The organism is Mesorhizobium sp. WSM4976 (assembly GCF_029625685.1).
Lineage (GTDB): Bacteria > Pseudomonadota > Alphaproteobacteria > Rhizobiales > Rhizobiaceae > Mesorhizobium.
Genome location: NZ_JARTVT010000032.1, coordinates 30,912 through 54,970, shown reverse-complemented (window position 1 = coordinate 54,970; position 24,059 = coordinate 30,912). Strand labels below are relative to the sequence as shown.

The 24,059-nt window shown below is 63.4% G+C and carries 19 protein-coding genes and 1 pseudogene; 5 read left to right on the top strand and 15 right to left on the bottom strand.

Annotated elements, in window-relative coordinates; all coding sequences use genetic code 11:
• Positions 1 to 233 precede the first annotated feature (233 nt).
• Positions 234 to 1,859: an AMP-binding protein gene (locus tag P9272_RS30225; RefSeq protein WP_278163513.1), complete on the top strand. Its 1,626-nt coding sequence runs from the start codon at positions 234 to 236 to the stop codon at positions 1,857 to 1,859.
• A gap of 9 nt (positions 1,860 to 1,868) precedes the next feature.
• Here P9272_RS30225 and kynU read toward each other — a convergent pair whose 3' ends face one another.
• The gene (gene kynU / locus P9272_RS30220) at positions 1,869 to 3,116 is read right to left on the bottom strand and encodes a kynureninase (protein ID WP_278163510.1); all 1,248 of its coding nucleotides are present in this window, start codon (positions 3,114 to 3,116) and stop codon (positions 1,869 to 1,871) included.
• A gap of 454 nt (positions 3,117 to 3,570) precedes the next feature.
• Here kynU and lexA point away from each other — a divergent pair, with 454 nt between their 5' ends.
• Positions 3,571 to 4,305, top strand: a complete 735-nt coding sequence (gene lexA / locus P9272_RS30215; protein ID WP_128259098.1) for a transcriptional repressor LexA — start codon at positions 3,571 to 3,573, stop codon at positions 4,303 to 4,305.
• On the opposite strand, the pseudogene P9272_RS30210 reads toward lexA, so the two are convergent.
• Positions 4,299 to 6,766, bottom strand: a pseudogene (locus P9272_RS30210) (ComEC/Rec2 family competence protein). The gene lexA and the pseudogene P9272_RS30210 overlap by 7 nt on opposite strands.
• Positions 6,767 to 6,868: 102 nt before the next feature.
• Here P9272_RS30210 and gltX point away from each other — a divergent pair.
• Entirely contained in the window at positions 6,869 to 8,293 is a 1,425-nt protein-coding gene (gltX, locus tag P9272_RS30205) for a glutamate--tRNA ligase (RefSeq protein WP_278163508.1), read from the top strand.
• 181 nt (positions 8,294 to 8,474) lie between these two features.
• Complete coding sequence (gene gltA / locus P9272_RS30200) at positions 8,475 to 9,803, top strand: citrate synthase (protein WP_128259101.1); 1,329 nt, start codon at positions 8,475 to 8,477, stop codon at positions 9,801 to 9,803.
• Positions 9,804 to 9,868: 65 nt separating this feature from the next.
• On the opposite strand, the gene lpxB is transcribed toward gltA, so the two are convergent.
• The 13 genes from lpxB to P9272_RS30135 all read right to left on the bottom strand — a co-directional run bounded on the left by lpxB (position 9,869) and on the right by P9272_RS30135 (position 23,019).
• Positions 9,869 to 11,050, bottom strand: coding sequence for a lipid-A-disaccharide synthase (lpxB, locus tag P9272_RS30195; RefSeq protein ID WP_278163505.1), 1,182 nt, complete (start codon positions 11,048 to 11,050; stop codon positions 9,869 to 9,871).
• Positions 11,050 to 11,958, bottom strand: a complete 909-nt coding sequence (gene lpxI, locus P9272_RS30190) for a UDP-2,3-diacylglucosamine diphosphatase LpxI (protein ID WP_278163503.1) — start codon at positions 11,956 to 11,958, stop codon at positions 11,050 to 11,052. Before lpxI ends, lpxB begins: the two co-directional genes overlap by 1 nt.
• Positions 11,945 to 12,784: an acyl-ACP--UDP-N-acetylglucosamine O-acyltransferase gene (gene lpxA / locus P9272_RS30185; protein WP_128259104.1), complete on the bottom strand. Its 840-nt coding sequence runs from the start codon at positions 12,782 to 12,784 to the stop codon at positions 11,945 to 11,947. Before lpxA ends, lpxI begins: the two co-directional genes overlap by 14 nt.
• Before the next feature lie 15 nt (positions 12,785 to 12,799).
• Entirely contained in the window at positions 12,800 to 13,261 is a 462-nt protein-coding gene (gene fabZ / locus P9272_RS30180; protein ID WP_278163500.1) for a 3-hydroxyacyl-ACP dehydratase FabZ, read from the bottom strand.
• A complete protein-coding gene (gene lpxD / locus P9272_RS30175; protein ID WP_278163498.1) occupies positions 13,254 to 14,309 on the bottom strand; it encodes a UDP-3-O-(3-hydroxymyristoyl)glucosamine N-acyltransferase in 1,056 nt (351 codons plus the stop codon). The genes fabZ and lpxD overlap by 8 nt, the downstream gene beginning before the upstream one ends.
• 77 nt (positions 14,310 to 14,386) lie before the next feature.
• Positions 14,387 to 16,750: an outer membrane protein assembly factor BamA gene (gene bamA / locus P9272_RS30170; protein ID WP_278163496.1), complete on the bottom strand. Its 2,364-nt coding sequence runs from the start codon at positions 16,748 to 16,750 to the stop codon at positions 14,387 to 14,389.
• Between the two features lie 218 nt (positions 16,751 to 16,968).
• Entirely contained in the window at positions 16,969 to 18,111 is a 1,143-nt protein-coding gene (rseP, locus tag P9272_RS30165; RefSeq protein WP_128259108.1) for an RIP metalloprotease RseP, read from the bottom strand.
• A gap of 105 nt (positions 18,112 to 18,216) precedes the next feature.
• Positions 18,217 to 19,032 carry a phosphatidate cytidylyltransferase gene (locus P9272_RS30160; RefSeq protein ID WP_278163494.1) on the bottom strand — a complete coding sequence of 272 codons (816 nt, stop codon included), beginning with the start codon at positions 19,030 to 19,032 and terminating at the stop codon, positions 18,217 to 18,219.
• A gap of 12 nt (positions 19,033 to 19,044) precedes the next feature.
• Positions 19,045 to 19,764 (bottom strand): isoprenyl transferase, encoded by a 720-nt coding sequence (locus P9272_RS30155; protein ID WP_128259110.1) that lies wholly within the window; start codon positions 19,762 to 19,764, stop codon positions 19,045 to 19,047.
• A gap of 30 nt (positions 19,765 to 19,794) precedes the next feature.
• Positions 19,795 to 20,349, bottom strand: a complete 555-nt coding sequence (gene frr, locus P9272_RS30150) for a ribosome recycling factor (RefSeq protein WP_082037291.1) — start codon at positions 20,347 to 20,349, stop codon at positions 19,795 to 19,797.
• Between the two features lie 90 nt (positions 20,350 to 20,439).
• A complete protein-coding gene (pyrH, locus tag P9272_RS30145) occupies positions 20,440 to 21,162 on the bottom strand; it encodes a UMP kinase (RefSeq protein WP_042642552.1) in 723 nt (240 codons plus the stop codon).
• Positions 21,163 to 21,328: 166 nt separating this feature from the next.
• On the bottom strand, positions 21,329 to 22,456 hold the full coding sequence (locus P9272_RS30140) for an aldo/keto reductase (RefSeq protein WP_278163491.1): 1,128 nt from the start codon (positions 22,454 to 22,456) through the stop codon (positions 21,329 to 21,331).
• Between the two features lie 35 nt (positions 22,457 to 22,491).
• Positions 22,492 to 23,019 (bottom strand): nuclear transport factor 2 family protein, encoded by a 528-nt coding sequence (locus tag P9272_RS30135; RefSeq protein ID WP_128259112.1) that lies wholly within the window; start codon positions 23,017 to 23,019, stop codon positions 22,492 to 22,494.
• A 112-nt stretch (positions 23,020 to 23,131) separates the two neighbouring features.
• On the opposite strand from P9272_RS30135, the gene P9272_RS30130 reads away from it, so the two are divergent.
• On the top strand, positions 23,132 to 24,058 hold the full coding sequence (locus P9272_RS30130) for a LysR family transcriptional regulator (RefSeq protein WP_278163488.1): 927 nt from the start codon (positions 23,132 to 23,134) through the stop codon (positions 24,056 to 24,058).
• The last annotated feature ends 1 nt before the right edge of the window (position 24,059 follow it).

The following is a 24,059-nucleotide window of genomic DNA, read 5'->3' as shown; positions in this document are numbered from 1 at the left end:
ACATTTAGGTTGATCAGCAATGGCCGGCTGCGGAGACGTCGTCAATGCTCCGGGCAAAAACATTTTAGGCTTGAAACAAATTGGACCTGATGCAATCCTGCCTGACGAACAGCCGACAATGGGAGGTCTGCTGAAAAGCCAGAGCCCGGGCCCGCTCGTCCCTAGGTGGCGTCGCGCGAAAGGGTATGGCCGGACGGCGGCAAACCTCCCGGAGCAGGGAGGATTGCGGGAACATGCTTGGACCCTCAGCGCATAGCGACACGTTCACCCGCGATAACCTGCCTCCGCCGGAGCAGTGGCCGGACTTTCTCCTCGAAGGCTTTGACTATCCCGAGCGTCTCAACGCCGGCGTCGAACTTACCGACAGGCTGGTCGAGAAAGGTTTCGGCGATCGAACCGCGCTGATCGGCAATGGCCGTCGCCGAACCTACAAGGAACTGTCGGACTGGACGAACAGGCTGGCCCATGCGCTGGTCGAAAACTATGGCGTGAAGCCGGGCAACCGTGTGCTGATCCGTTCGGCGAACAATCCCGCCATGGTCGCCTGCTGGCTGGCCGCCACCAAGGTCGGCGCCGTTGTCGTCAACACCATGCCGATGCTGCGCGCCGGCGAACTCGCCAAGATCGTCGACAAGGCGGAAATCGGCATGGCGCTTTGCGACACCAGGCTGATGGACGAGATGACAGCCTGCGCCAAGGACAGCGCTTTCCTCAAACAGGTGATCGGCTTCGACGGCACCGCCAATCACGACGCCGAACTGGATCGTGCCGCGCTAGACAAGCCAGTCACCTTCAAGGCGGTCGAGACCGGTCGTGACGATGTCGCGCTGCTCGGCTTCACGTCGGGAACAACCGGTGTGCCGAAGGCAACCATGCATTTCCATCGCGACCTGATGATCATCGCCGACGGCTATGCCCGCGAGATCCTTCAGGTGACACCAGACGACATCTTCGTCGGCTCGCCGCCCTTGGCCTTCACCTTCGGCCTCGGGGGGCTCGCGATCTTCCCGTTGCGCTTCGGGGCAGCGGCGACGCTGCTCGAGCAAGCGACCCCGCCCAACATGGTCGCCATCATCGAGACCTACAGGGCAACCGTCTCCTTCACGGCGCCGACGGCCTACAGGGCGATGCTGAAGGCCATGGATGAAGGCGCGGACCTTTCGTCGCTGCGCGTTGCCGTTTCGGCTGGCGAGACCTTGCCCGCCCCCGTCTTCGAAGAATGGACGCGAAAGACCGGCAAGCCGATCCTCGACGGCATCGGCGCGACGGAGATGTTGCACATCTTCATCTCCAACCGCTTCGACGACAGCAAGCCGGCTTCGACCGGCAAGCCGGTGGGCGGCTACGAAGCGCGCATCGTCGACGACGAGATGCGCGAGTTGCCGCGCGGCGCGACAGGCAGGCTGGCGGTGCGCGGGCCGACCGGCTGCCGCTACCTGGCCGACGATCGCCAGAAGGACTATGTCCGCGGCGGCTGGAACTTGACTGGGGACACCTTCGTGCAGGACGAAGACGGCTTCTTCCATTTCGCCGCCCGCTCCGACGACATGATCGTCAGCGCCGGCTACAACATTGCCGGACCGGAGGTGGAAGCAGCACTGCTGTCGCATACCGATGTCGCGGAATGCGCGGTCATCGGCGTCGAGGACGCCGAACGCGGCCAGATCGTCGAGGCGCATGTCGTGCTGGTGCCAGGCACGGCGGCGGATGCCATGACCGCCAAGCGCCTGCAGGACCACGTCAAGGCGACGATCGCGCCTTACAAATACCCACGCTCGGTGAAATTCGTCGCGGCCCTGCCCAAGACCCAGACCGGCAAGATCCAGCGCTTCCGTCTGCGCGCCGAAAACACCCATTGAGGCCCCGCTTCAGGTGACGGCTTCCTTGACCGCGTAGCGGGCCTCCTGCCAGGCGCCCGTGCGCAGGATCTCTTCCAACACCTCTACGGCGTCCCAAACGTCTCGGTAGCCGACATAGAGCGGCGTGAAGCCGAAGCGAACGGTCGATGGCGCGCGGAAATCGCCGATCACGCCGCGCTCGATCAAGGCGCGCATCACCTGGTAGCCGTGCGGATGGGCAAACGACACCTGGCTGCCGCGATCAGCGCCGTTGCGCGGGCTTTCCAGCTCGAGACCGAACGCGCCGCATCGAGCTTCGACAAGCCGGATGAACAGATCCGTCAGCGCGACGCTCTTCTCGCGCACGGCCGTCATGTCGACTTCGTCCCAGAGATCGAGCGCGCCTTTCAGCGCTCGCATCGACAACACTGGCTGCGTTCCGCACAGGAACCGCCGGATGCCCGTGCCGGCGGCGTAGCCCTGCTCGAACGCAAACGGCCGGGCATGGCCCCACCAGCCGCTGAGCGGCTGGCTGATATCGGGATGATGGCGGGTGGCGGCATAGATGAAGGCCGGCGCGCCCGGCCCGCCATTGAGATATTTATACGTGCAGCCGATGGCGAAATCGGCATTCGAGCCGTCGAGTTCCACCGGCAGGGCACCGGCCGTGTGGCAGAGGTCCCAGACGATCAGCGCACCGGCGTCATGGGCCTTGCGAGTCAGGGCCGCCATGTCGCGCAACCGGCCGGACTTGTAATTGACGTGGTTGACCAGGATGACCGCGACATGGTCGTCGATCAGGTCCTCGATCTTCGGCGCATCGACGCCTTCGAGCCGCAGCACCGTGCCGGGCCGCGTCGAGGCCACCCCTTCCGCCATGTAGAGGTCGGTCGGGAAGCTGTCGCCTTCGGCAACGATCACTGGGCGGCCGGGTCGCATTGCGAGCGCCGCATGCAGGACCTTGTAGATGTTGATCGAGGTGGTGTCGCATACGACCGTCTGGCCAGGCGCGGCGCCGATCAGACGTCCGAGCCGGTCGCCGAGTTTGACAGGCATGTCGAACCAGCCGGCGGTGTTCCAGGCGCGGATCAGGTCCTGCGCCCATTCCTGCTTCGCGGCCGTCTCGATCTCGTTGAAGACATTGATTGAAGCGGCGCCCAGTGAATTGCCGTCGAGGTATTTCACGCCATCCGGCAGGACGAAGCGATCGCGCAGGGCACGCAGCGGGTCCGCGGCATCCATTGCCTCGACCTCGGCAAGATCGGGAATTCTCCTCATTGTGCTGTCGCCTCCGTTTCGAACCAGGCCGCTGCATCCCCGGCGACCAGGGCGGTTGTCTCATCCCCGTCCGCGACACGGCAAGAACCTTCTGGCCTATGTCAGCTGGTCCATAGACGGCAAAGGCCGAGGACCGGAATCATCGCCAACGTTGGCATTTTGGGTTCGTTTCGTTCACGGTGCGGCACATGCACGGATGAACCGACGCGAACACCTCAGCGCTTCCGCGATGGTGTCGCGTCTCAATTTCAACATAAGGAGAATTGCAGAATCGAGCGGAATCAATGACACAGCCCCAGTTGCAGGCGGCCGGGCACCGCCGGATGCAACATTCTTTCGCCAGCCTTAAGAAATTCATTAAACTTTAAACGGTTGCGGAACACAACTGGAACAGATAGTGTTTGTTCTGGGTTTGTTTTTCTGATTCTGGTTTCGGAACCCGTGGGGGCCGCCAATGCTGACGCGCAAGCAACATGAACTCCTGATGTTCATCCATGAACGCCTGAAGGAGAGCGGGATCCCTCCATCCTTCGACGAGATGAAGGAAGCACTGGACCTGGCCTCGAAGTCCGGCATCCATCGGCTGATCACGGCGCTGGAAGAACGCGGTTTCATTCGCCGGCTACCGAACCGGGCGCGCGCGCTGGAAGTCCTGCGGCTGCCCGATTCGATCGCGCCGGGCCTGAATGCCGCGAAGAAGTTTTCGCCGAGCGTCATTCAAGGCGGTCAGGGCAATCTAAGTCGCCAGGTCAAGCCGGCAGCGCCGTCGCGTACGCCGACACCCAGCAACGACGACGACGCCGCTTCGGCCGTATCCATTCCGGTGATGGGCCGCATCGCCGCCGGTGTTCCGATCGATGCCATCCAACACCAGACGCATTCGATCTCGGTGCCGCCGGACATGATCATGGGTGGCGAGCATTATGCGCTGGAGGTCAAGGGTGACTCCATGATCGAGGCCGGCATCTTCGACGGCGACACCGTCATCATCCGTAACGCCAACACAGCGAGTCCGGGCGAGATCGTGGTGGCGCTGGTCGACGATGAGGAAGCAACGCTCAAGCGCTTCCGCCGCAAGGGCGCCTCCATCGCGCTGGAGGCTGCCAACCCGGCCTACGAGACCCGCATCTTCGGGCCGGATCGGGTCAAGGTGCAGGGCAAGCTCGTCGGGCTGATCAGGCGCTACTGATCCGGCTGCGAGGGCTTGGCCCTCTCAGGTTTTTCATATGGCGGCAGTCCCCGGGCCTCGCGCGTGTATCTGCGCTGCTCGTGCCAGGGCCGATATGGCTTTTCGACGGCATATTGGATGGCTGCTCGCGCGGTTGCCGATTGTGGATCGAAGAAGACGGCGGCGCTGCCGTCACGCGCCAGCTGGCGCTTGGTGACGACAAGCACACGCTGATCCCAGCAGGGATTGTAGGCCGTGGCATCGTTGATGACGATGAGGTCGGCAAAGCCGCAGGCAGGCCGTGCGCTGTCGCGGTTTTCGGCGAGCGCGACGATCGCACCGGACGGATGCCGGCCAATGCAGAGGTCGCCGGTGCAATAGAAGGGTGAGCCGGGCGGCAGGTCGACCGGGTCGGCGATATCGAGAGCGTCTTTGGCGAATTCTCTGGCGACACAATTTCCTCGGCCTTCAGCGCCCGCTTCCAATTGTCGGTCGTGAACTCGTTCGAGCGTTCGCGGTTGACGGCAAGCTCGCCGCCGCCGATCGGCATCGCCACCAGATGCGCGTCCTCGGAAATGAGGACATCCGGCGTGCGCACATGTGGGATCGCCAGCATTGCGGCGAGAGCAATGGGAACAGCGGCAAGCCTCAGCCAGGTGGTGGCCATGGTCGCGATGACGAGCGCGATCGTCGCCAGCAGCACCGACTGGATCGAGATCAATCCCACGGCATCGACCGGCGAGCGCTCGGAGATCCATGCCGAAATGGCGATCATCGCCGTCAGGCCCTTGCCCATCACATAGAGGAAGGGGCCGTCGAAGCCGAACGGCATGGCGAGCGCGCTCAACACGGCGAACGGCATGACGACCAGCGAGACGATCGGCATGACCGCCAGATTGGCGAGCAGGCTGAGCGGCGACACGCGCTGAAAATGCCAGATCGCAAACAGCAAGGTCGCGCTGCCCGCGATGAGCGAGGTCACGGCGGCGCCGCCCACGCCAACCGCCAGTTTTCGCGACAGGAACCTCAGGAACGAACGCTTTGCCGGCGGCACGGTCATTTTGCCGGCCCGATAATCGGCAAAGCCGGCATAGGCGCCGACCAGGGCCGCGGTGGCTGCGAAGGACATCTGGAAGCTCGGCCCGACCACTTCATGTGGCGACACAAGGATGACGGCAATCGCCGAGATCGCCAGGTTGCGCATCGTCAGCGCCGCGCGGTCGAAGAGCACGGCGATCAGCATCACGGCAAGCATGATGAAGCTCCGTTCGGCCGCCACCACGATGCCGGAGATGACGAGGTAAGCGGCGATCGAGGAAAGCGCGATCGCCGCGGCATATTTCTTCACCGGCCGGCGTGACGAGAAATCCGGAAACAGCGCGAAGGCGCCGCGCAGCAGGAACATGATCGTGCCGGCGACCAGCGCCATGTGCAGGCCGGAGATCGAGATGATGTGATAGATGCCGGTGCGCCGCATCGACTCGTTGATCTCTTCCGGAATGCCGGCTCGCACGCCGACGATCAGCGCCGCGGCAATCTCGCCTTCGAACCCTCCGATGCTGCTCCGGATGTGATCGGCAATCCCTTCGCGCGCGTTTTCTATGGCCGACATAACGCGCGCGCCGAATGGCACCGCCGTTGGCGCAGATGGAGTCGGCGCAATCAGCTTTGGATCGCCCAGGAAAAAGCCGCTGCCGCCAATGCCGCTAAAGTAGCTGTCGAAGGAAAAATCGTAACTATCCGGCCGAACCGGACCGGTCGGCGGCAGCAGTTTGGCATAGCCGGTCAGCATCGACCCGGCCGTCATGCCGGGCGGGATCCTGCGCGCCGAAACCCTTACGCGGCTCGGCGCGTAGCGCAGCGTAGGATGCTCCGTGGACACGAGATCGATGGTCAGCCGCACACGGCCGTTGGCCATCGCCTCGGCGACGACGAGGCGACCCGTCAGCCGTGTCTGGATCTCGGACCCCAGCATCGGGGTCGCCATCCGCCAGGTCTCCACCTTGGCCGCGAGAAAGCCGAGCGCGCATAAAAGCGATGCCATGAAGAAAAGGTGCGTTCTCTGCCAGGAGCGCGACACCGCTGCGCAGAGAGCCACCAGGGCCACCGCCGCCAGCGGCCTGTAGAGGTCCGGCTCGGTGTTCAGGGAGAAGTAATAGATCACGCCGGCGGCCAGGAACACCGGAACCAGCAGGAAGCCGACGCCCCGGTCGAGCTCCGTCTCCATGGCGACGGCGATGCCTCGGCGCAATGCGGGGAGCGAGGCGCGGCCGAGCTGTCTGCGGATTCGGCCGATCGTTGCTGTTGGGGAGACCGGCAGTACTGCGCGGTCGCCATCAGGCAGACCCTCGGCTGGTGCGCGCGGCTGAGGAAGCTGGACGGGCGGCGCCTCTTGGGGCGCGGCATGGGCAAACATCAGGCGCTCGCTGACGCCAGCTGTCGTCCCCTCGCCCTCCTCCGCACCCCGGCCACGTCCAGCCATCGGGTCTGCCCCTTGCGCCCCAGACCGCCTATGGTACATGAACGCCGACTGCGCGAAAGCCCGCGCGTGATATGCCCCTTTCAGCGCTTCTTCGAGAGCTCCATGTCCGACAAGGTTGTCACCCGTTTTGCCCCCTCGCCCACAGGCTACCTGCATATTGGCGGGGCGCGCACGGCGCTGTTCAACTGGCTCTATGCCAAGCACACCGGCGGCACGATGCTGCTGCGTATCGAGGACACCGATCGCGAGCGCTCCACCGAAGCCGCCACGGCCGCCATTCTCGACGGATTGACCTGGCTTGGCCTTTCCTGGGATGGCGACGCCGTCTCCCAATTCGAGCGCGCCCCGCGCCATCGCGAGGTGGCCGAGGAGCTGGTGCGCCTGGGCAAGGCCTATTACAGCTATGAGACACCCGCGGAGCTGGAGGCGATGCGCGAGGCAGCTAGAGCCAAGGGCCTGCCGCCGCGTTACAACGGCCAGTGGCGCGACCGCGATCCATCCGAGGCACCGGCAGGTGTCAAAGGCGCGATCCGCATCAAGGCGCCGACCGAGGGAGAGACGATCGTGCATGACCGCGTGCAGGGCGAGGTGCGCTTTCCCAACAAGGATCTCGACGACTTCATAATCCTGCGCTCGGACGGTAACCCCACCTACATGCATGCCGTCGTAGTCGACGACCACGATATGGGCGTCACCCACATCATCCGCGGCGACGATCATCTGACCAACGCAGCGCGCCAGACGGTGATCTACAACGCCATGGGCTGGGCGGTGCCGTCGATGTCGCATATCCCCCTGATCCACGGCGCCGACGGCGCCAAGCTGTCGAAGCGGCATGGCGCACTCGGCGTCGAGGCCTATCGCGCCATGGGCTATCTGCCGGAGGCTTTGCTCAACTATCTGGCGCGGCTCGGCTGGAGCCATGGCGACGACGAGGTGATGTCGATCAAGGACATGATCGCCTGGTTCGACATCGGCGACGTCAACAAGGGCGCTGCCCGCTTCGACTTTGCCAAGCTCGAGGCTCTGAACGGCGTCCATATGCGCAGGATGGATGACCAGGCGCTGTTCGACATCTTCGTCGCCACCTTGCCCTATCTCGAAGGCGGCCCGGCCCTTGCCGCAAAGCTCGATGATAAGCGCAAGGCGCAGTTGCTTGCCGCCATGCCCGGCCTCAAGGAGCGGGCGAAGACCCTGGTGGAGCTGGTCGACGGCGCGGCTTTCCTGTTTGTCGAGCGTCCGCTGTCGCTGGACGAGAAGGCGGCAGGCTTGCTCAGCACGGATGCGCGCGCGATTTTGCGCGGCGCGCATGGCGCCTTGTCTTCCATGTCGGGTGACTGGAGCGCCGCCTCGGCGGAGGCTTCGATCCGCGAGTTCGCGCTGGCTGGCGGATACAAGCTTGGCGCGGTGGCCCAGCCGCTTAGAGCCGCACTGACCGGCCGTAGCACCTCGCCCGGCGTGTTCGACGTGCTGGCCGTGCTGGGCCGCCAGGAAAGCCTGGCGCGCATTGGAGATCAAATCGATTAGGCGCGAACTGGCCCAAGAAGATTGGCATTGAAAGGTGTGTTTCGCAGTGCAACATTAGGCCTTGGCCCAATCTGGCACGCACCTCCTAAAATGCGGTGGCGAGTTCGCGCATTCCGGTGACTTCGACGTGTCGTTTGCAGGAATTGCCTTGCCGGCATGAGGATACAAAGGGAGCTTGAGAATGAGCGAAGCTGCGACAAAACTGGAACCGGGCAGCAAGGCGCACGAGTCGACCGCCAGGCTCGAACTCGCCGGCAAGACCCATGAATTCAAGGTGCGAAGCGGGTCGACCGGGCCTGATGTCATCGACATCGGCGCGCTCTACAGCACCACCGGCGCCTTCACTTACGACCCCGGCTTCACCTCCACCGCAAGCTGCGAGTCGGCGATCACCTTCATCGACGGCGATGCCGGCATCCTGCTGCATCGCGGCTATCCGATCGACCAGCTTGCCGAGCATGGCGACTTTCTCGAAGTCTGCTACCTCCTGCTCTACGGTGAGCTCCCGACCAAGGCGCAGAAGGAGGATTTCGACTATCGCGTGACGCGCCACACCATGGTGCACGAGCAGATGTCGCGCTTCTTCACCGGCTTCCGCCGCGACGCACACCCGATGGCCGTCATGTGCGGCGTGGTCGGCGCGCTGTCGGCCTTCTATCACGACTCGACCGACATCTCGGACCCGTATCAGCGCATGGTCGCCTCGATGCGCCTGATCGCCAAGATGCCGACCATCGCCGCGATGGCCTACAAATACTATATCGGCCAGCCCTTCATTTATCCGAAGAACGACCTCGGCTTCGCGGCGAATTTCCTACACATGTGCTTTGCGGTGCCGTGCGAGGAGTACAAGATCAATCCGGTTCTGGCGCGCGCCATGGAGCGCATCTTCATCCTCCACGCCGACCACGAGCAGAACGCCTCGACCTCGACGGTTCGCCTCGCCGGCTCATCCGGCGCCAATCCGTTTGCCTGTATTGCCGCCGGCATCGCCTGCCTGTGGGGTCCGGCGCATGGCGGCGCCAACGAGGCGGCGCTGAACATGCTGGGCGAGATCGGTCATGTCGATCACATTCCGGAGTTCATTGCCCGCGCCAAGGACAAGAACGATCCGTTCCGGCTGATGGGCTTCGGCCATCGCGTCTACAAGAACTACGATCCGCGCGCCAAGATAATGCAGAAGACCGCGCATGAGGTATTGGGCGAGCTCGGCATCAAGGACGATCCGTTGCTCGACATCGCGATGGAGCTGGAGAAGATCGCGCTGACCGATGAATACTTCATCGCCAAGAAGCTCTATCCGAACGTCGATTTCTATTCCGGCATCACGCTGAAGGCGCTCGGCTTCCCCACCACGATGTTCACCGTGCTGTTCGCGGTCGCGCGCACCGTCGGCTGGATCGCGCAGTGGAAGGAAATGATCGAGGATCCGCACCAGAAGATCGGCCGCCCGCGCCAACTCTACACGGGCGCCACGGAACGCGATTACGTGCCGATTGCGAAAAGGTAACTGAGAGAAATAGCGATTAGCGAATAGGAAGAAGGGCGAACCGACACAGCCCCACTCGCTATTCGCTACTCCCTATTCGCTCTCTTTATGCATCCCATCACCACTTCCGCGGCGATCTCGCCGGAGGGCCGCTCGGTCGCCATGCGCCGGGCGACTTCTGCAAAGCCCGCCTTTTGCCAGGCGCGCATGCCGGTGTCGGCAAACAGGGCCTCAAGTTGCCGGGCAAGGTTCTCCGGCCGGACATACTGATCGTAGAATTCCGGAACCAGCGTGCGGTCTGCAATCAGGTTGGGCAGCAGCGCCGACCATGTCGTCACCATATGCTGCAGCAGCTGGCGCGCAATCGGGTCAAGCTTATAGCAGGAAACCATCGGAACGCCGGCAAGCGACAGTTCGAGCGACACCGTTCCAGACGCGATCAATGCCGCATCGGCCTTGCCGAAGGCCTGCCATTTGCGCTCCGGCTCGGTGATGATTTCCGGCTTGTCGTCCCAACTGGCGACCGAAGCCTTCACCAGCTCAGTGACATGCGGCACTGTCGGCAACAGCAGGCGCAGGCGATGGCCGCGGTGGCGCAGCGCCGACATCGCCTTGCCGAAGGGTTCCATCAGCCGGCGGACTTCGCCGCGGCGCGAGCCCGGCAGCACCAACAGCGTCTTGACGCGGTCGTCGGAGAGGTCGCGCGGCAGGCTCTGCGCCTTGGCGGCGCCAAGCACACCCGGATCCCGGGTTAGCCGGTGACCGACATAAGTACCCGGTGGCCCGCCAAGACGGGCAAGCGCCTTCACCTCGAACGGCAGGATGCAGAGGATATGGTCGACATAGGGTTTCATCGCCGCCGCCCTGCCCGGCCGCCAGGCCCACACGCTCGGGCAGACATAGTGGACGATCGGGATGGCCGGCGCCGTAGCGCGGACCTTCTTCGCCACGCGCAGCGAAAAGTCGGGACTATCGATAGTGACGAGGCAATCAGGCCGCTCGGCCGCGATCATCGCGGCAGTCTGGCTGATGCGGCGCATCAGCCGCGGCAGGTCGCGCAGCACCGCGCTGAAACCCATCAGCGCGATCTCTCCGCCATCGAACAACGGCGTCAGTCCCAGCTGCTGCAGATGCCGGCCGCCGATGCCGACAAGCTGAACCTTGCGGCCGGTCGTACGCTCGAGCGCCCGCACGATATCTGCGCCGAGCAGGTCGCCGGACTCCTCGCCGGCGACGATCGCGAGCTTGATCGGCTTGTCAGCGGCCATCAGCCGGCTCCCCGTTTGGCCGGCTCCGTCGCGGGCAGGCCGACGATGAAAAGGCCAAAGGCGTTCGCGCGAGCAAGCGTGGTCGGGCCTTCAAGGATAAGCGAACGGCCAGCCTCGACGGCAATGCCGGCGAGGCCCGCGGCATGAGCGGCCTCGACCGTCTGTGGGCCAATGGTGGGCAAGTCGGCCCGCAATTCCTGACCCGGCTTGGCGCATTTGACCAGCACGCCGCGCGCCTTGCCGGCCAGCCTGCCATGACCGCGCAATTCGCGCATTCTGTCGAGCAGGCCGGCAGTGCCTTCAATGCCTTCGAGGGCGACGGCTCGACCTCCAATCGCAATCGCTGCCTGGCCGATATCGAGCGCGCCGATGGCCTTGGCCGCCTTGCGGGCGGCCTCGATGTCGCGCCAGTCGGACTGGTTTGGTCCGGTCGCCGTCAATGTGCCTTCGCCAGCCGTCAGTTCCGGAACGACCTCGTGCGCACCGACGACCTTGACGCCCCGCGTTTCAAGGGCTCGGGTCAATATCTTCAGCAAGCCATCGTCACCGCGTCGCAAAGCTCTGACCACAGAGGGTATTATCGCCAGCAGACCAAGTGTCGGCCTTATCTTGCTCAACCGCGGCCTGCGTTTGATCTCGCCGGCAAGGACGAGGTGGGTGATGCCCTGGCGCCTCAGCAACGGAAACAGCAGCCCGATGTCCTCCAGCGCAAGTTTTTCCTGATCGTAGGCCGAAAAGTCGGCCTCTCGGTCGACCTCACCGGCGGCGATGACGATGAAAGGCGCAAAACCGTGCTTCACCAAGCCGTCGGCGACTTCGACAGGCAGGCTGCCACCGCCGGCAATGATGCCGACCTTCGAGCCCGGCGCGAGTTGGAACCCTGATCCGGCGCGCTCAGACCTCGTCATCGCCGCTGTCATCGTCGCCGCCACCTTTCAGCGGCGGGACCGCATAGTGCCGCTTGCCGCCGCTGGCGATGAAGTCGATCATCTTCGTGGCGGCAGGAGACGAGGAGCCGAATTCCGCCCTGGCGAGACCGATATTCTCCGCGACGCTGCGGGAGCGGTCGAAAATCGACCGATAAACCTTGCGCAGCAGGTAGATTTCCGAGCGCGGCAGGCCGGAGCGCTTGAGCCCGATGATGTTCAGGCCGCGCAGCTTGGCGCGATTGCCGGCGGCGATCGCATAGGGAATGATATCGCCGACAACCGCAGAGCAGCCGCCGATAAAGGCGTTGTCGCCAATGCGCACGAACTGGTGAACGGCGGTCAGACCGCCGATGTAGACGTTGTCGCCTATCTCGCAATGGCCGCCGAGCGTCGCGCCATTGGCGAAGGTCGCGTTCTTACCGACGACGCAGTCATGGGCGATGTGGGCATAGGCAAGGAAATTGCCGTTGTCGCCGACGCTCGTCTCGCCGCGGCTGGAATCGGTGCCGACATGCATCGTGACGCCTTCGCGGATGGTGCAGTTCTCACCGACGACCAGGGTGGTGCGTCCGCCCTTGTGCTTGGTGTTCTGCGGCGGCGCGCCGAGCGTCGCCATCGGATAGACCTTTGTTTCGGCTCCGATGGTTGTTGCGCCCATCACCGACACATGGCTGACCAGCTCGACGCGGTCGCCGATGATTGCGTGGGCGCTGATATGGCAGAAGGGTCCGATGCGGACACCTTTGCCGAGCCGGGCTCCTTCTTCGACGACCGAGGAAGGATGGATGGATGTCTCGACTTTCATGAGCATTTCGAACCGTCAGCCGGTGACCATCATGGCCGAAACCTCGGCTTCGGCGGCTTTTGCCCCGTCAACCATCGCCTCGCAGGCGAATTTCAGCAGGTTGCCGCGCTTCTTGATCTTCTTGACGTGGATCCTGAGCTGATCGCCCGGAACCACCGGTTTGCGGAACTTCGCATTGTCGATGGTTAAGAAATAAACCAGCGAGGGCTTCTCGGTGTTGAGGCTGCGAATGCAGATCGCGCCGGCGGTCTGGGCCATGGCCTCGATGATCAGCACGCCGGGCATGACCGGCTGCTGCGGAAAGTGACCCTGGAAATGCGGCTCGTTGATGGTCACGTTCTTGATGCCGACCGCAGATACGTCGCCGTCGATATCGACGATGCGGTCGATAAGCAGGAACGGATAACGATGCGGCAGGAGCTTCATCAGCCCCATGATGTCGACCGCCTCGAGTGTCGTTGCCACCATATCAGCCATTTCCGTCGCCTTGCTTGCGCGTCCTCGCCATCTTGCGCAGCATCGCTATCTCGCGCATGGCTTCCGCCATCGGCTGTGCCGGATAGCCTCCCCAGATCTCGCCTGCCGGCACGTTGTTCATGAATCCACTTCTCGCAGCAAGCTTGGCCCCCGGCCCGATGGTCAAATGATCGGCGAGGCCGACACCGCCACCCATGGTGACGTTGTCGCCGACGACGACGGAACCGGAAATACCCGAAAGCCCCGCTATAATGCAATTGCGGCCGATGCGAACATTGTGGGCGATCTGCACCAGATTGTCGATCTTGGTGCCTTGGCCGATGATAGTATCGGACATCGCGCCGCGATCGACGGTCGAATTGGAGCCGATCTCGACGTCGTCCTGGATGATGACGCGGCCGATCTGCGGCACGCGTTCAGGTCCCTTGGGGCCGCCCACGAAGCCGAATCCGTCCTGGCCGATCCTTGCGCCGCCGTGGATGATGACACGATTGCCGACAAGCGCATATTGGATGCTGGCGCCTGGACCGATGAACCCGTCGCGGCCGATCTGGCAGGAGCGGCCAACAACGGCGTGAGGTGCAATGACCGTGCCTCTGCCGATCGACACGCCCGGACCGATCACGGCGCCCGCCTCGACGATCGCCCCTTCCTCGATATGGGCGGACGGATCGACAAAGGCATGCGCCGAGATGCCGGTTTCTCCCGTCATTGGGGCCGGAGTTGCGGCCTGCGGAAACAAAAGGCGCCCGACCATCGCGAAGGCCTGTTGCGGACGCGGATGCATAAGCACCGCGATCCCTGGCGGCGCCTTGCTGGCAAAATCGGCGGGACACAGGACCGCAGCGGCCCTCAGCGACTGCATCAGCACGAAATTGCGTTTGCCGTCGACAAAGACGAGCGCGCCGTCCCCGCCCTCATTGGCGGGAGCCAGCCCCTCGATGGCAATTTCAGCCTGAGCGGTATCAAACAGGCTGGCGCCGGTCAGATTCGCGACCTCGGCAGCCGTATACCGGCGTGAAGGCGCGAAGAACACCGGATCGGTCATTCCAGAAGCAATATCCAGCTGGGTCGGATCAGTCCAGTCCGGGCCGTCAGACGACCCGGAAACATCGCGACCTCGAATTAGAAGCGGGTCGCAATACCGAAGTTGAATTCCTGCGTTTTGTCGGTCGACTCTTTCTTGACCGGGATCGCATAGTCGATGCGGATCGGCCCGAACGGGGAGGCCCACATCAAGCCGACACCGACCGAGGCGCGGAGCTTCATGCCGACCGAGTCCGGATTGACGCCCTCAAGCTTGTTGCCATAAAGCGTCGCCGCATCCGCAAAGACGGCACCGCGCAGTCCGAAGCTTTCCGGAATGACCGGGAGCGGGAACTGAGCTTCCGCGGAGGCATTGAAATAAGTCGTGCCGCCGAGATGGTCACCGCTGCCATCACCAGCGACCGGACCAATGCCGCCATACTCAAAGCCACGGATCATGCGGTCATTGCTCTGGAAGAGATCGAAGATACGCAGATCGCCATTGCCGTAACCAGCAATGTAGCCCGCGCCGCCCGAAACCAGACCTACGAGGTCAAGCTGCTCGGACAACGTCTGGTAGACGCTTGCGCGCCCGGTCACCTTGACCCACTTGGCATCGCCGCCCAAACCGGCGAACTCCGTCGTACCGGTGACATAAAGGCCTTCATGCGGATTCTTCATGTCGTCGATGGTGTTGTAAACCAGACCAAGGCTGACCGACGACTTGAGCCAAGGGCTTTCTGCCACACCATCGCGAATCGCCTGGGAGATGGTGCACTTGGTTGGATCGTAGATCCCGTTGGTCGTGCAATTGTCCGCAAGCGAGTACTTCTCTTGCGAGATATTGTACGCCAGCTGCGTCGAAATGCTGTCGGTAATCGGCAGGCCGAACCGAACGGTCGCGCCGGTGGTGTCCGTGTCGTAGTGATTGTAATTGCGGGTCGACTTGTAGATATCGAAGCCCGCCGCGATGCGCCGGCCAAGGAAGTACGGCTCGGTGAAGGAAACAGCGAAGTCGCGCGAATGCTTGCCGCCGCCGGCCGATAGCTTGATGTACTGACCACGTCCGAGGAAGTTGCGCTCGGTGATCGAGCCTTCGATCGACGGTCCGGGCGTGTCGCCACCGGTCGAATAGCCGGCGCCAACGGAGAATTCGCCGGTCGACTTCTCGACCACAGTGACCACCAGCACGACCTGGTCAGGGGCCGAGCCCGGAACGGTCGAAATGTCGACGGACTGAAAGTAATCAAGGTTTTCCAGCCGCTTCTTCGCGCGCTGGATGAGCACCTGGTTGAAGGCGTCGCCTTCGCTGACATCGAATTCGCGACGGATGACATAGTCGCGCGTGCGGTCGTTGCCGCGGATTTCGATGCGCTCGACATAGGCCTTGGTGCCCTGGTCGATGGTGTAGACGACCGAAATGGTGTGGTTTTCGAAATTGCGGTCGCCGCGCGGCGTCACCTGGGCGAAGGCATAGCCCGAGCCCGCGACCTTCTCGGTCAAGGCGACGATCGAGTCCTCGACCTTCTTGGCGTTGTAGACGTCGCCCTTGTGGGTTTCGACGACCGATTGCAGCGCCTTCGAATCGACTTCGGGAATGGTGCTTTCCACGCTGACGTCGCCGAACGTGTAGCGGTCGCCTTCCTGCACGGTGATGGTCACCGTGTATTTGTTGGTGGCGTCGTCAAGCTCGCCGACGGCCGAGACGACCTGGAAGTCGGCATAGCCGTGGTTGTAGTAGAAGCGGCGCAGCAGCTCCTGGTCGGCGCGCAGCTTGTCCTCGTCATAGACGTCGTCGCGCAGCACGAAGGACAGCCAGGACGAGCGCTTCGTGTTGATGACGTCAGACAAGCGGCGGCTGGAATAAGCGTGGTTGCCGACGAAGTTGATCGCTGCGATCTGCGTGCGGCCGCCTTCGTTGATGTTGAAGACCACGTTCACGCGGTTGTCGCCGAGATCCATGATCTGCGTCGTCACCGCGGCGTCGTCGCGGCCGATGCGCTTGTAGGCGGCCTTCACCGCCTCCACATCGGCGTCGAGCGCCTGCTGCGAGAAGGTCGCGCGCGGCTTCAGCTGGATAGCGGCCTGAAGCGCGTTGTCCTTCAGCTTCTTGTTGCCCTGGAACAGGACCTGGTTGACGACCTTATATTCGGAAACCTTGACCACCAGGCTCGAGCCGACCTGGTTGATCCGGACGTCCGAGAACAGCCCGGTGCCGAACAGCGCCTTGACGGCCTCGTCGATATCGGAGCTGGAAAAGGGCTTGCCCGGCTTGATCGAGATGTAATTGCGGATGGTCTCCGCATCGACCCGTTGATTCCCGCTGACCTCGACACGCGAAATGACCGCGGCCTCGGCCACCGAGGTGGCAGCGAACTGCACTGCGAGCGCGCCTGGCACGACCAGAGCGGCGGACAAAGCCGCCGCGGAAGCGGCGCTCAGAAACTTGGATGCTGCCTTCATCGGGCTTTTGTACCTTTTTCTCGTAGTCCCCACGGCGAGAAAACCGGACGTGCGGTATTTTCCCTTACCGTATTAACCGGATTTTCCCTACACGCAAGGCTCCCGGTTAATTTGTATTTACTTAACCGTACCGCGTGGCATTCGCGTCACGCATATCCCCACGCATGGTAAACGGCATCTCAATATGGCCGGCGCTGAAGCCAAATTTCTTCATGATTTCAGCACCCAAACAGATCGTTCCAAAAAACGAAGCCCATGAAACCGAGCACCAGGAACAGCCCGGTCCGATAGGCCATCTCCATCATTCGCTCCGAAACGGGCCGCCTTATGACGGCCTCCACGCCGTAGAACAACAGGTGGCCGCCGTCGAGAGGGGGAATCGGCAGGAGATTGAGAAATCCTATCCCGACTGACAGAAATGCAACAAGCTGCACTAGCCACTCGAAGCCGAGCTTTGCTGCCTGGCCCGACATCTTCGCGATCTTGATCGGGCCGCCCAACTGGCATTTGTCCTCCCGTCCAAGCGCAAAGCGCTGCAGGAACTGCCCGGTGCGCTCGATCACATGTCCCGTTTCCTCGACTGCCGCCACCACGGCGCCGGCAGGCGTATAGGAGATCAGGCGTGGCTGGCCGAACTCGGCATTATTGACGACGCCGATAACGGCGACCTTGACCTTGTTGCCCAGCGCATCCTGCTGCTCCATGGGCTCCGGCGTCGCCGTCAATGTGATTTCCTTGCCGTCGCGCAGCATGGTGAAGGTGATGGCATCGCCTGCCCTGCCTGAAACGAGGCGCTGCACATCGGCGAAGGTCTCCACCTTGCTGCCGTCGACTTTGGCGAATCGGTCGCCAGGCAGGATTCCGGCTTTCTCCGCCGGACTGCCGGCAGTGACCTGGGCCACCGTAGGTTCCAGAACCGGCCGGCCATAGAGGGAAAACAGCACCGTAAACACAGCGATCGTCAGCAGGAAATTGAACAGCGGTCCCGCAACGACGGTCGCGGCCCGCTTCCAGATGGGCTGCGTATGGAAGGCGACCTCACGCTCGGCATCGGTCAGCGATTCGATCTCCTCAGCGCTCGGCTGGCTCGAGGTCGCATTCATGTCGCCGACGAATTTGACGTAGCCGCCAAGCGGGATGGCGCAAAGCTTCCAGCGCGTCCCGTGGCGATCATTAAAGCCGACGAGCTCGGGGCCGAAACCGATGGAAAAGGCCTTCACGCCGATGCCGCACCAGCGGCCGACGAGATAGTGGCCCATCTCGTGAACGAACACGACCACGGTCAGCACGAACAGAAACGGCACGAGCGTGCCAAGGACGAAGCCTTGCGTGCTGAAGACCGCGTGAAAAATGTCGTTCAACTCATGCCCTCAAATTCGCCCGCACGCGACACTCCGCCGCGACTGTGGCATCAATCCGGGCGAAACCGTGGCGCGCGCAGTTTTTCGCCTTGACCGTAGCGTGGTTCAGTTCGGAAACAGCCCCAGTGCCGGATGCTCGGCGCCCGCCGAGACCCAACCAATGACGTACAGCGCGAACGCGGCCGCGACAAGCCCGTCGACCCTGTCCATAACGCCGCCATGGCCGGGAATGAGATTGCTGGAATCCTTGGCACCGTGCCGGCGCTTGACCCAGGATTCGAAAAGGTCGCCCACCTGGGAAACGATCGACAGCGCCAGCGCCGCCAGGCCGAGTTGGACGAGGTTGCCGGCGCCCGCTGCAATTGCCAGCAGCAGTCCGGCGACAAGGCCACCGACCGCGCCTCCCACCGCGCCGCTCTGCGTCTTGCCGGGCGATATCGACGGCGCAAGTTTCGGGCCGCCGACCGCGCGGCCAACGAAATAGGCCGCAATGTCGGTCGCCCAAACCACGGCGAACAGGAAGAGAATCGCCATCAGGCCGGAATGGTTATCGTCACGGAGATAGGCGAGCGAAAAGCTGGAAAGAGCCGCATAAGCCACCCCGGAGGCTTCCCAATGCGCCGCCTCCCTGATGCGGGCAGCGACGGCTGCGACCGCTACCAGCATCGCGACCAGCAGCAACAGCCACAAGGCCGGCACTCCGGCAATCAGCGCGCCGATGAAAACCAGAATCAGCGCTTCCGGCAGAAGGCCGAGCGCCGCGCCATTCCCGGGACGCGCCATGTGCGTCCATTCATAGAAAATCAGCGCCGTGATTCCCGCGCAGAACAGCCGGAACGGCAATCCGCCCAGCCAGGTGAGCACAAGCGTCAGCGCCGCCATCACGATTGCCGAGATAACGCGCTGCTGGAGGTTGCTCATTGGCGGCGGCGCCTAAAGCGCGACGTCGCGGGCGGCAAGCCCGCCGAAGCGACGTTCGCGGCCGGCAAAGTCGCGCAAGGAGTCGGCCAGATGCTCGCGGCTGAAGTCCGGCCAGTAGCAAGGCAGGAAGACAAGCTCGCTATAGGCCGCCTGCCACAAAAGGAAATTCGACAGCCTGAGCTCGCCGCTCGTCCGGATCACCAGCTCAGGGTCAGGAATGCCCTGGGTATCGAGCGAAGCGGCAAAGCTCTCCGCTGTGATCGCATCGCTCGCCATGTCGCCGCGTGCGACGGCATCCGCGAGCTTGCGGGCCGTGCGCACGATCTCGTCGCGGCCGCCATAGTTGAAGGCTATGATGAGCGTCAGCGACTCGTTGCCCGCGGTCAGCGATTCCGCCTCCTGCAGCAGGCCTCTGATGTCGGGCTGCAGCCCTTGCCTGTCGCCAATTATCCTTACCCGCACACCATTCTGATGCAGTTCGGCAAGATCGCGCCGGATGAACAGCTTCAACAGACCCATGAGGTCGCTGACCTCGGATTTCGGCCGCGACCAGTTCTCCGAGGAAAAGGCGTAGACAGTTAGGTAGGAGATGCCGAGCTCGGGCGCCGCGCGAACGGTCTTGCGCAGGGCTTCGACGCCCGCCCGGTGGCCGGCAAGGCGCGGCAGACCGCGCGCCTTGGCCCAGCGTCCGTTTCCATCCATGATGATCGCGACATGCGCGGGCGTTGCCATAGTCTCGCTTTCGAGCCGGAAAACCCGACCCTAAACCTGCATGATTTCAGCTTCCTTATCGGAAAGCAGGTGATCGATGGTGCTGATCATTTCGTCGGTCAGCTTTTGCACCTGGTCGGAGCGCTTGCGCTGATCGTCCTCGCTTATGGTGCCGTCCTTCTCGGCCTTCTTGAGGAAGTCCATGCCGTCGCGGCGGACATGGCGAACCGCGACGCGCGCATTCTCGGCGTAACCATGCGAGATCTTGACCAGCTCCTTGCGGCGCTGCTCGTTGAGTTCTGGCAGCGGGATCCTCAATGTGGTGCCGTCGACGATCGGGTTGAAGCCGAGATTGGCTTCGCGGATGGCGCGGTCGACCGCGCTGACCATCGACTTGTCCCAGACCGACACCGAAATCATGCGCGGCTCCGGCACGGACACGTTGGCGACCTGGTTGATCGGCATCGCCGTGCCGTAGGCCTGCACCTGGACGGCGTCGAGCAGGTTGCTGGAGGCGCGCCCGGTGCGCAGCGAGGCCAGATCATGCTTGAAGGCGGCGATCGCCCCGTCCATGCGTCGCTTCAGGTCTTCATACTCGCCACTCATGATCATCTCCTCGACCCGTTCGCCGGGTTCACTGTTTCTATCGTTATTCGGCTCCCGGTTCCGCTTTCGCTTAGCGGATCCCGGCGCCTGTTACTTGTCGGTGACGACCGTGCAATGGCCGCCGCCCCTCAGAATATCGCCGAAACCACCTTTTTCGTGGATCGAATAGACGATTATCGGAATGTTGTTTTCGCGCGCAAGTGCAATCGCTGCCGTATCCATGATCGCGAGCCCGCGTTTGATGACTTCGGCGTGGCTGATGCGGTCGAAGCGGACCGCATTCGGGTCCTTCTTGGGGTCGGCCGAATAGACCCCGTCGACCTGCGTGCCCTTGAACAGCGCGTCGGCGCCGATCTCGGCGGCGCGAAGGGCCGCGGCCGAATCGGTGGTGAAGAACGGATTGCCGGTGCCGCCGGCGAAGATGACCACCTTGCCCTGGTTCATATAGGCGGTCGCCTGGCGCTGCGAAAAACTCTCGCAAAGCTCCGGCATTGCGATCGCCGACAGCACGACGGCGTCGACGCCGATCTTGTTCAGCGAGGTGCGCAGCGCCAGCGAGTTGATGACGGTGGCGAGCATGCCCATGTGATCGCCGGTGACGCGGTCGCCGCCCTTCGAGGCCACGGCGACGCCGCGGAAGATGTTGCCGCCGCCGATGACGACACCTACTTCGACGCCCAGCGCACGGGCCTCGGCGATGTCGGCGGCTATGCGGTCGACCACCGAGACGTCGATGCCGAAATGCTGCTCGCCCATCAACGCTTCGCCGGAAGCCTTCAGCACGACACGTCGATAGAGGGGCTTATCCGTCATCTCAATCCTCGAAATCTCGGCGCGGCAATTTTGGAGGCAAAACCGCCCCCGCTTCACCTGGCGATGCTGTCGTGACTGGCTGACCGGATACACGAAGGGCGCGGCGATGTCACGCCGCGCCCTCGTGCAAAATCCCAGGCTTTTTCGGTCTGTTGCCGCCTTTTGATCAGCTGCCCTTTTTCAATGAGTCGCTTGAAATGCTGACCGCCTCGCCTTCGATGATGACCGGAGGCGAATAGCCGGCCGGCTTGTCGCCGGTGACCGCGCCGCCGGTCACCCGGACCTGGATCTCGGAGCCGAAATAGGAATGCGGGAACGGCGCCGGCGTGGCGCTGACCTTTTCCAGCCGCGCGCGGAGCTCGGCGGGGATAGAGAAATCAAGCGCGCCAAGATTGTCCTCGAGCTGGTTGAGCTTGGTCGCTCCGAGGATGACGGAGGCGATGCCGGGCTGCGTTGCCACCCAGTTGAGCGCGACCTGCGCCATGCTGCGGCCAAGCTCTGCCGCCACCTTCTCGAGCTCCGCCACGATCGCCCAGTTGCGGTCGCTGAACTTCTGGAAACCGGGATGCGTTGTGTTGCGGAAACCATCGAGCCGCCCGGCATTCCCGGCTTGCGTCGGCCTGTATTTGCCGCTGAGCAGCCCGCTGGCCAAAGGGCTCCACACCATGATGCCCGCGCCATGACAGGCGGCGAAAGGCACATATTCATATTCGATGGCGCGCTCGGCCAGCGAGTATTCGAGCTGCAGCGCCGAGACCGGCTCGTAGCCGCGCAATTCGGCGATCGCCTGGGCGCGGCCGGCATACCAGGCCGGCACGTCGGAGAGGCCGATATGGCGCACCTTGCCGGCGCGTACAAGATCGTCAAGCGTGCGCAGCACCTCCTCGGCCGGAGTGATGCGATCCCAGACATGCAGAAGGTAAAGGTCGATATAGTCGGTACCGAGCCGCTTCAGCGAGGCGTCGACAGCGCGCATGATGTTCTTGCGGCCATTGCCGCCGGCATTGGGGTTACCCGGTTCCGAGTTGAAGGTGAATTTGGTGGCGATCACTGCCTTGTCGCGCAAGCCACGCTCGGCGACGAATTCGCCGAGCCAGGTCTCGGCTGTGCCGCCGGTATAGAGATCGGCCGTGTCGAAGAAGTTGCCGCCCGCATCGACATAGGCGTCGAACATCGCGCGGGCGGTGTCCCTTTCCGCGCCCCAGCCCCATTCGGTGCCGAAGGTCATGGTGCCGAGCGCCAGCCGGCTGACGCGCAGCCCGCTGTTGCCAAGCGTGTAATAGGTCATGGTCATGGTGGTCTTCCGATTCTGAACTGATGTGCTGCGGGTCACTGGCCAGGCGTCGCCTTGACCCAGGGGTTGCCGCGCTCATGCGTCATGCGGAAGGTGAAGCCATCGACCTTCCAGCCGGCAGCCGAGCGCGTCAAATGGTGCTCATAGGTCCCCCAGACCTCCCAGAGCGGGTCGCCATTGCCTTCCATCCGGTTCCAGGCATAGCCGTTGGAGCGGACGGTCGCTGTATCCTGTTCGAGCCCGACCTGATGGTTGGTGCGCAGATGCAGGCTGGTCTTGCTGCCCTTGAGGTTGCCCGCCCAGGCGCCGATCAGGTCGTCGGTTGAGATGTTGGCCGCGGGCTGTCCGGACAGGCTGCTGAAATCGGCGGTGACACGGTCGGCAAAATAGCTGCGCGCCAGCTTCCAGTCCTGCGCATCCACAGCGCGGTCGATGGCGTCGGCGATGCGGATCACCGCGCGCTCATCGGCAAAGGCCTGCCAGCCGGCCGGTTCGGCGCCGCCCGCATCGACCGGCGCCAGCGCCATGCCTGCGGCAAAGGTTACATGTCTCAACGCATTCATTTCGTCTCTCCTTGCATCAGCCCGCCGCCGATGTTTCGAGGAGAATGTGGACCAGCCTGCCGGGATCGATAAGATTGCATTTTTCGCAAAGACTGTGCGATATCATTCATGAATGGATCGCGATCTGCTCACACATTTGCCGGTCATCGTCGCCGTCGCGCGACGCGGCGGCTTCGCGCTTGCCGCAGCTGAACTCGGCATGAGCCCATCTGCCGTCAGCCATGCGGTGCGGCTTGTGGAAGAGCGCATCGGCCAGCCGCTCTTCGCCCGCACGACACGCAGCGTCTCCCTGACCGAGGCCGGCAAGGCGCTGGTGGAGACGGCGGCCCCTGCCCTGCAGGACATTGCCGAGCGAATGGACCGCATCCGCGGCGTGAAGGGCAGGCCGGCCGGCCTGCTCAGGATCAACGCCTCCAACATCGCGATTCCCCTGGCGATGACGCCGGTGGCCGCGGCGATGGCCGAACGCTATCCCGATGTGACGGTCGAGATCGTCGCCGACCAGGGACTCATTGATATCGTCGGCGAAGGTTTTGACGCCGGCATCCGGCTGGGCGAGATGATCGCGCAGGACATGGTCACTGTCAGGATGACGCCGCCGTTCAAAGCCGTGATCGTGGCCTCGCCCGCCTATGTCGGCAAGCACGGCCGTCCGCGCGACGTGGCCGATCTCGCCAATCACAACTGCATCGGCTACCGGCTGGTTCGATCCGGCGCGCTTTACCGCTGGGATCTGAACGACAAAGGTAAGGACGTCGTCGTCGAAACGCACGGCACGGCCGTGGTCACGGATTCGCTCGGCGCCATCGACCTGGCGCTGGCCGGCGTCGGGCTCGCCTATGTGTTCGAGCCGCTGGTGCGCGCCGACCTTGCCGCCGGCCGCCTCGCCCAGATGCTGCCGCAGACGGCGATCGACGAGCCCGGCCTCTTCCTTTATTTCCCGCGCCGCGCGTCCATGGCGCCGAAGCTCAGGGCCTTTATCGACACCGCGCAAGAAATCGGCCGGACATCCATGCGGACACCCGGCCGAGTTGCCTGAG